This window comes from Mesorhizobium sp. M7A.F.Ca.CA.002.04.1.1 (genome assembly GCF_004022805.1).
In the GTDB taxonomy this organism is placed as follows: Bacteria; Pseudomonadota; Alphaproteobacteria; order Rhizobiales; family Rhizobiaceae; genus Mesorhizobium; species Mesorhizobium ciceri.
Genome location: NZ_RZPL01000268.1, coordinates 1 through 6,935 on the forward strand (window position 1 = coordinate 1; position 6,935 = coordinate 6,935).

General features: G+C 64.6%; 10 protein-coding genes. 6 read left to right on the forward strand and 4 right to left on the reverse strand.

The window, feature by feature from the left end; all coding sequences use genetic code 11:
- A partial coding sequence (locus ENZ75_RS15720; RefSeq protein WP_128278172.1) for an ABC transporter permease subunit occupies nt 1-405 on the forward strand: 405 nt, incomplete at its 5' end.
- Between the two features lie 10 nt (nt 406-415).
- Nucleotides 416-1,207, forward strand: coding sequence for an ATP-binding cassette domain-containing protein (locus tag ENZ75_RS15725; RefSeq protein WP_063169609.1), 792 nt, complete (start codon nt 416-418; stop codon nt 1,205-1,207).
- A gap of 189 nt (nt 1,208-1,396) precedes the next feature.
- Here ENZ75_RS15725 and ENZ75_RS34315 read toward each other — a convergent pair whose 3' ends face one another.
- Nucleotides 1,397-1,582 carry a hypothetical protein gene (locus ENZ75_RS34315; protein ID WP_024502222.1) on the reverse strand — a complete coding sequence of 62 codons (186 nt, stop codon included), beginning with the start codon at nt 1,580-1,582 and terminating at the stop codon, nt 1,397-1,399.
- Nucleotides 1,583-1,891: 309 nt separating this feature from the next.
- Here ENZ75_RS34315 and ENZ75_RS15735 point away from each other — a divergent pair, with 309 nt between their 5' ends.
- From ENZ75_RS15735 to ENZ75_RS15755, 4 genes are all read left to right on the forward strand, one after another.
- Nucleotides 1,892-2,251, forward strand: a complete 360-nt coding sequence (locus tag ENZ75_RS15735) for a septal ring lytic transglycosylase RlpA family protein (protein WP_013528714.1) — start codon at nt 1,892-1,894, stop codon at nt 2,249-2,251.
- A 231-nt stretch (nt 2,252-2,482) separates the two neighbouring features.
- Complete coding sequence (locus ENZ75_RS15740; protein WP_063169608.1) at nt 2,483-3,760, forward strand: polyhydroxyalkanoate depolymerase; 1,278 nt, start codon at nt 2,483-2,485, stop codon at nt 3,758-3,760.
- 234 nt (nt 3,761-3,994) lie between these two features.
- The gene (locus tag ENZ75_RS15750; protein ID WP_013528717.1) at nt 3,995-4,612 is read left to right on the forward strand and encodes a transglutaminase-like cysteine peptidase; all 618 of its coding nucleotides are present in this window, start codon (nt 3,995-3,997) and stop codon (nt 4,610-4,612) included.
- A 416-nt stretch (nt 4,613-5,028) separates the two neighbouring features.
- Nucleotides 5,029-5,196: a hypothetical protein gene (locus ENZ75_RS15755; protein WP_245441843.1), complete on the forward strand. Its 168-nt coding sequence runs from the start codon at nt 5,029-5,031 to the stop codon at nt 5,194-5,196.
- A gap of 73 nt (nt 5,197-5,269) precedes the next feature.
- Here the strand turns inward: ENZ75_RS15755 and ENZ75_RS15760 are convergent, their stop codons facing one another.
- The 3 genes from ENZ75_RS15760 to ENZ75_RS15770 all read right to left on the reverse strand — a co-directional run.
- The gene (locus tag ENZ75_RS15760; RefSeq protein ID WP_063169606.1) at nt 5,270-5,638 is read right to left on the reverse strand and encodes a helix-turn-helix transcriptional regulator; all 369 of its coding nucleotides are present in this window, start codon (nt 5,636-5,638) and stop codon (nt 5,270-5,272) included.
- Nucleotides 5,639-5,648: 10 nt separating this feature from the next.
- Nucleotides 5,649-6,179 carry a Smr/MutS family protein gene (locus ENZ75_RS15765; RefSeq protein WP_024502221.1) on the reverse strand — a complete coding sequence of 177 codons (531 nt, stop codon included), beginning with the start codon at nt 6,177-6,179 and terminating at the stop codon, nt 5,649-5,651.
- Nucleotides 6,176-6,935 (reverse strand): MltA domain-containing protein (locus tag ENZ75_RS15770; protein WP_128278173.1); only part of this gene is annotated, 760 nt, incomplete at its 5' end. The genes ENZ75_RS15770 and ENZ75_RS15765, both read right to left, overlap by 4 nt.

Below are 6,935 nucleotides of genomic sequence, written 5' to 3' on the forward strand. Positions count from 1 at the left end.
GCCAAGCTGTTCCTGGTGGCGCTCGGCGTGTTCTTTCCGATCTACGTCAACACGCTGCTCGGCATCCAGAGCGTCGACCCACAGCTGGTCGAGATGGGCCGCGTCTACGGCATGGACCGGCGCGCCCTGTTCTTCCGCGTCATCCTGCCCGGCGCGCTGCCGTCGATCTTCGTCGGCCTGCGCTATGCCCTGGGCATCATGTGGCTGACGCTGATCGTCGCCGAAACCATCTCGGCCAGTTCGGGCCTCGGCTACATGGCCATGCAGGCGCGCGAATTCCTGCTGATCGATGTCGTCGTGCTGTCGATCCTGATCTACGCGCTGCTCGGCAAGCTCGCCGACAGCCTCGCCCGCCTGCTCGAGCGTTTGTCGCTTGGCTGGCATCCGGCCTTCCAGAACGGATGAGAGATTGCCCATGACCGCCGCCAGCCTGACCGCAGCCCGTTCCTTCGTCGCCACGCCGGTGCGGCCGATCGGCTCCGTCGAAGGACAGCGGGCCTTTGCCTTCAGGCATGCCGGCAAGCGCTTCGGCGACAAGACCGTGCTCGACGGCATCGACCTGGACGTGCCGGCCGGGCAGTTCCTCGCCGTCATCGGCAAGAGCGGCTGCGGCAAGAGCACGCTGTTGCGGCTTCTGGCCGGGCTCGACCGGCCGACATCGGGATCGCTGTCCTTCGGCGTCGAAGAGGAAGGACACAGCCGCACGCGCTTCATGTTCCAGGAGCCACGGCTCCTGCCCTGGGCCAGCGTGGTGAAAAACGTCGAGGTCGGGCTGACCGGCATCGCCACCGGTAGCGAAGCGAGGCACCGCGCGCTCGACATCCTCGGCGAGGTCGGGCTTGCCGACCGGGCCGACGAATGGCCTTCGGTGCTGTCCGGAGGTCAGAAGCAGCGCGTGGCGCTGGCCCGCGCGCTGGTCGGCCACCCGCAGATCCTGGCTCTCGACGAGCCGCTCGGCGCACTCGACGCCCTGACCCGCATCGAGATGCAGCAGCTTCTGGAACGCATCTGGATCGCGCAGAAGTTCACGGCCGTGCTGGTCACGCATGATGTCGCCGAAGCGGTCGCGCTCGCCGACCGGGTCGTGGTGATCAGTGAAGGCCGGGTCGCGCTCGATCTGGATGTGCCCGTGGAACGGCCGCGCCGGCGCGGTTCGGTGGAGCTGGCCCGGCTGGAGGGCAAGATTCTGGATCGGCTGTTCGGGTAGGGCTGTCGGGGGCAGGGCCCTGGAGGACCGCCTTCCCCCACTCCGTCGCAGCTTCGCAGCACCACCTCTCCCCCCCTCCGGAGGGAGAGGAAAGGAGCCAAGGTCGGCGAGCTCGCGCTTTTCCTCTCCCCCGTCGATCGGGGGAGAGGTGGCCCGAAGGGCCGGAGTGGGGTCGACCTTTCATCAAGCTCACCCGCTTGACCGGTTCGCCCACACCAACCCGATCAGCCCGACCAGCATGGTGACGACGCCGATATAGAGCCATTGCGACTGGCCGGTCATGAAGCTGCCGCCGACAACGCCGATGCCTTGCAGCGACCACAGCGCGCCGACGGCAAGCACAATCAACGCCAGCAGATTTTTGGTCAGCCTCATTGCCGGATCTCCCTTTTGAAGTCGATTGGTTACAGCATCGGGACCGCGATAAAAGAGCCAAAGGAAGTGGCCCGGCCGCGCCGAGCTCTACTTGGATATTAATGTTCGATCTTGTCAAACGGATGCCCGATAGCAACACAAAGATCATCGTTGATTGATCATCGCGTGCCGGAAAATCCCTGACAGACTGTTACCCAGCGACTCCAAACGTGTGCCATTGCCACGGAACCGCCAGATCACTGCCGCATTTCCCGCCTTATTTGGCACCTAACGGCTGGGGTCTGTCAAAAACGGAGCCATCCCCCAAATATGAAGAACCCAAAACAGACCGCGATTGTCGCGGTAACGATCGCTGCTGGCCTGATGGTCGGCGCTTCTTCGGCGACCGCCGCCGCCCAGTGCGGCCGCGCCTCGTGGTACGCCCTGCACTCCAGAACCGCCTCGGGCGAGCGCATGAACCCGTCGGCGATGACCGCCGCGCATCGCACCTTGCCTTTCGGCACCAAGCTCAGGGTGACCAACAAGAACAACGGCCGCAGCGTCGTCGTGCGCATCAACGATCGCGGTCCGTTCATCAAGGGACGCGTGCTCGACCTGTCGAAGGGCGCGGCCGGCCAGCTCGGCTTCATCGGCTCCGGCCACACTTCCGTGTGCATGGCGCGCGTCTAGAGCTTCCTGTGTCCGGCAAGGGCCGGACACATTACCTACACATTTCGCAGCCGCACACTGAGCCGGCTGGCACCGTTCGGCCCCGATTTCCATGGCCTTGAACCAAAGAAGCATTGGTCACGCAGCGTGACGTATTGCATCGCAGCAATTAGTTGTTAACTTCCCCGCGAGACATTTAGGCTCGGCGCTGCTCGTCGTGCCTTCGGTCGCAGGCAGCAGCGGGGTTTCTCGATGTTCTACCAGCTCTATGAGATGAACCACGCCGCCCTGCAGCCGGCGCGCCTCTATGCCGACGCGGTGCGGATGTTCTACTCCAATCCGCTCAATCCGTTTTCCCACACGCAATGGGGCCGTTCGATCGCGGCGACGGCCGAACTGTTCGAGCGCACCACGCGCCGCTACGGCAAGCCGGCCTTCGGCCTGAGCAAGACCGTGGTCGACTGGAAGAGCGTCGAGGTCGCCGAGAAGACCGTCTGGTCGAAGCCGTTCTGCAATCTCGTGCGCTTCGAGCGCGCTGTCCCCGCCGGGCGCAAGCCCGATCCGAAGCTTCTGATCGTGGCGCCGATGTCGGGCCATTATGCGACGCTGCTGCGCGGCACGGTGGAAGCGATGCTGCCCTATGCCGACGTGCACATCACCGACTGGGTCGATGCCCGCATGGTGCCGCTTGCCGACGGCCAATTCGATCTCGACGACTACATCGACTATGTCATCGACATGCTGCACACGCTCGGGCCGGACACGCATGTGATGGCGGTGTGCCAGCCTTCCGTGCCGGTGCTGGCCGCCGTGGCGCTGATGGAATCCAAGGGCGACCCGTTCGTGCCCTCGACGATGACGTTGATGGGCGGGCCTATCGACACGCGCAGCAACCCGACCGCGGTCAATCTGCTGGCGCAGGAAAAAGGCATCGACTGGTTCCGCGACAATGTCGTGATGCATGCGCCGTGGCCGGTGCCAGGCTTCGGCCGCGAGGTCTATCCAGGCTTCCTGCAGCTGTCCGGCTTCATGAGCATGAACCTCGATCGCCACATCATCGCCCACAAGGACTTCTTCATGCATCTGGTGAAGCATGATGGCGACAATGCCGAGAAGCACCGCGATTTCTACGACGAGTATCTGGCGGTCATGGACCTGACGGCCGAATTCTACCTGCAGACCGTCGACACCGTCTTCGTGCGGCAGGCCTTGCCAAAGGGCGAGATGACGCATCGCGGCACCAGGATCGATCCGTCGGCGATCCGCAACGTCGCGCTGTTCACGGTCGAAGGCGAGAACGACGACATATCAGGCCTTGGCCAGACCAAGGCAGCGCATGATCTTTGCCCCAATATCCCGGCTGAGCGGCACGCCCACTACATGCAGCCGGCGGTCGGCCATTACGGCGTGTTCAACGGTTCTCGCTTCCGCTCCGAAATCGTGCCGCGCATCGTCGACTTCATCACCAGCTACGGCCGCCAGGAGCGTGTCGCGGCGAAGCCGAAGCTGGTCCGCGCCGCCAAGAGATAATGCACGTCGTCCAAAATTGCGGGTTTTGGGACGATGATTTGCATAAAACCAAGCTTAACGGCGACAAGCCATGCGATTGACCGGTAAAAGCCGGCTGGCTGGCTGATTCTGTTGCACAAGTGCCGCTGTCCAGCCCCTCGGGTAACCATGCCGACAATCCGACCGTCGTCGTAATTGACACGGACTGTAAATCCCCCTTAACCTTTCGTTAATAACAAAGGGTGAGCGGGGACAATGATTTCCTCATCGATGGCGCGACGGCTGCGCGTGTATGTGGCGGCCGGGCTGGCAATGACGGCGGGCTGGGTGGCACCGGCCTTGGCGGGTGGAGCGATGGCGACCGGGGGGCTCACCTCGCAGCCGATCGGCCACTATGATTTCTGCAAGCTGCATCCGGGCGAGTGCTCGATCCGCCCGGCCAATCTGGCGCCGGCTCCGATGACCGACGCGCTGATGCGCAAGCTTCTCAATGTCACCGCCAGGGTCAACGCCGCCGTCAAGCCGATGAGCGACATGGACATCTACGGCAAGGACGAGGTCTGGGCCTATCCCGACAAGGGCGTCGGCGATTGCGAGGACTATGTGCTGGAAAAGCGACGCCAGCTTTCGCGCATGAGCATCTCGCTTGCCGATCTTCTGATCACCGTCGTGCGCAAGCCCGACGGCGAGGGCCACGCCGTGCTGACGGTGCGCACCGACGAGGGCGACTATGTGCTCGACAATCTGACCGACAAGGTCAAGCCATGGGACGCGACCGGCTACCGCTTCCTCAAGCGGCAGGCGATCGACAACACCGGCCGCTGGGTCTCGATCCGCGGTGGCCAGCAAGTTCTGGTCGGCGCGGTTCAGTAGGCACCGGCAACGGCGGCTTCCCTAGGGGCGGCATCCAACGCTTCGTCATCACAGGGCTGAGCAGGAGCGAAGCTCCGTCGCGAAGACCCCGGGATCCATGCCGTGATGCCGATGAAGAACGCTGCGGCGCAGGAACAGGCGCCTGCAATCGTCATACCGTCATCACCAGATCTTTTGCCCCGTCGCGACGCTCGCAACTCGCGGCATGGATCCTCGGGTCTGCGCGTCCGCTCCGCCCGTGGATGACGAAATCGATGGGCCCTCCGCCAGAATTCGCATTTCTCCGTGAACCATTTCGCTCCGGCCAGCGACACACAGCCGTGAACCGAAACCAACCATGGAGACTTCAGATGACTGCTTTTCTGCGAAACACCCTTCTTGCCGCTATCGCGGTGTCGAGCATGGCCGGATCCGCCATGGCCGATCAGACCACCAGCTGTGCCAAAGCCAACCTCAACGACCTCTGGGCCGGCCGCTGTTGCGGTGATGCCGGGGCGTCGGACTGCCTGGGCGGCGGAAACAATGGCCACGACCACGGCGATCATGGCCGGGGTGGAAATGGCGGCACCGCCGGCAAGAAATGATCTCACCACTTTGCCCGCCGGCGGGCAGTGTCCTCGTGAGGCAGGCGAACTTGTACCGGCGCGGACCGTCAGGCTACGGCCGCTGGTTCAACGCCCCGCGGATCGATGCGGTGATGCGGCGAAGCTCGGTTTCGTCGAGTTTCTCGATGTTTTCCGCCAGCAGATTGGCGAGCTCGGTGGCGGCGGGGGAAAGACCCGACGTGTCGAGTTTTACACGCGGGTGCGAGGCCTCGGCCAGCCGCGCCAGTTCCTCGGCATCGTCCCAGATGATGTTGAAATAGCCGATGATCTTCTGGATCAGCGTCCAGGTCGGGGCGCCTCGCCTGCCATGTTCGAGCGCCGACAGATAGGCGGCGCTGACGCCGATCGCCGCCGCCATGTCCTTCTGGCGGACACCACGTTCGCTTCTCAGCGTCCGCAGCTTCTCGCCGAACGGGGTCATGCGCCCATCCTCATGAACGGACCCGCCGCAGGCGGATATAGAGCGCACCCGAACCGCCGTGATTGCGGGCGGCATGGTCGTGGCTGGAGACGAGCGGCCGGAAGGCAGGCGTCGACAGCCAGGCCGGCACGGCGCGCCGCAACACGCCATCGCCGCCGGAGGACGAGCCCTTGCCGGTGATGACCAGGACATAGCGGACGCCGCCGGCATGCGCCCGGTGCAGAAACGAGAACAGCAGCGAGTAGGCCTCGTCCTGCGTCATGCCGTGCAGATCGACGCGGCCCTCGATCGGCAGCCGGCCCTTCGACAATTTGTCCAGCGTCGGTTCGTCGAGGCGGTGCGTGACATGCTGCGCCTTCGGCTTCGCGGTCCCTGCGACATTGGCGACGGGCTGGGCGGGCTGCGACTGGCTTGGCTTGGCCTCGGCAGGAATTTCGGGGATGTCCACGGCAAATTTCCCCTTCAGCGGCTTGGCCGTGCGCGCCACCAGGTTCCACAGAACCCGGTCGTCCTCGCTGAGCTTGTCCGGGCGCCGGGTCATCGGACCGCACCCGCAATGAGCGCGCGCGGCACCAGCGCATAAAAATCCGCGGCATTGCGGACCACGCCGGCGATCTCGCCCGCGGCATCGCCCGAACCGGCGAACAGGTCGCCCCGCGCCGGCCCGGTGATGGCGGAGCCAGTGTCCTGCGCGATCATCAGGCGGCGGAATGGTTTTGCGTCGAAGGCGGCGAGCGTCGGCGCGTCGATGTAAAAGGGCGTGCCGAATGTGTGCAGCAGGCGGTCGACGGCGATCGAGCGGCCCGGCGTCAGCGGCACCTTGGCGGCGGCGATCGGACCAAGGGCAACGTCCTCGACATCGGCCGGGCGGAAGAAAATGTAGGAGCGGTTCTGCCACAGGATCTCGTCGACGCGGTCCGGATGCGCCTTGAACCAGGCGCGGATCGATTGCATCGTCACTTCCGCCAGCGGGATCTCGCCAATCTCGCTCAGGACCTTGCCTGGTCCGGTGAAGCGCTGGCCGGATTTGGCGGCATAGGTGACGCGGGCAAGCCGGCCGTCGGTCATGGCGAGGCGTGCGGCACCTTGCACGTGAATGAAGAAGGCATCGACCTTGTCGGCCAACCAGGCGATTTCCAGGCCCTTGCCATCAAGCGCGCCGCGCTCGATCTCGCCACGGTCATGATATTCGACCGGCCCGTTCGGCGTCTGGCGCGCGAAAGCGAGATAGGGGTCCAGGCCCGGCGGCCGGTTTGCGTCATCGATATCGACGAGATCGGCCGGGCGCGACAGCAGC

Coding starts and splice junctions, on each gene's coding strand:
- ENZ75_RS15725 (WP_063169609.1), top strand. CDS start 416: ATGACCGCCGCCAGCCTGACCGCAGCCCGTTCCTTCGTCGCCACGCCG.
- ENZ75_RS34315 (WP_024502222.1), bottom strand. CDS start 1,582: ATGAGGCTGACCAAAAATCTGCTGGCGTTGATTGTGCTTGCCGTCGGC.
- ENZ75_RS15735 (WP_013528714.1), top strand. CDS start 1,892: ATGAAGAACCCAAAACAGACCGCGATTGTCGCGGTAACGATCGCTGCT.
- ENZ75_RS15740 (WP_063169608.1), top strand. CDS start 2,483: ATGTTCTACCAGCTCTATGAGATGAACCACGCCGCCCTGCAGCCGGCG.
- ENZ75_RS15750 (WP_013528717.1), top strand. CDS start 3,995: ATGATTTCCTCATCGATGGCGCGACGGCTGCGCGTGTATGTGGCGGCC.
- ENZ75_RS15755 (WP_245441843.1), top strand. CDS start 5,029: ATGGCCGATCAGACCACCAGCTGTGCCAAAGCCAACCTCAACGACCTC.
- ENZ75_RS15760 (WP_063169606.1), bottom strand. CDS start 5,638: ATGACCCCGTTCGGCGAGAAGCTGCGGACGCTGAGAAGCGAACGTGGT.
- ENZ75_RS15765 (WP_024502221.1), bottom strand. CDS start 6,179: ATGACCCGGCGCCCGGACAAGCTCAGCGAGGACGACCGGGTTCTGTGG.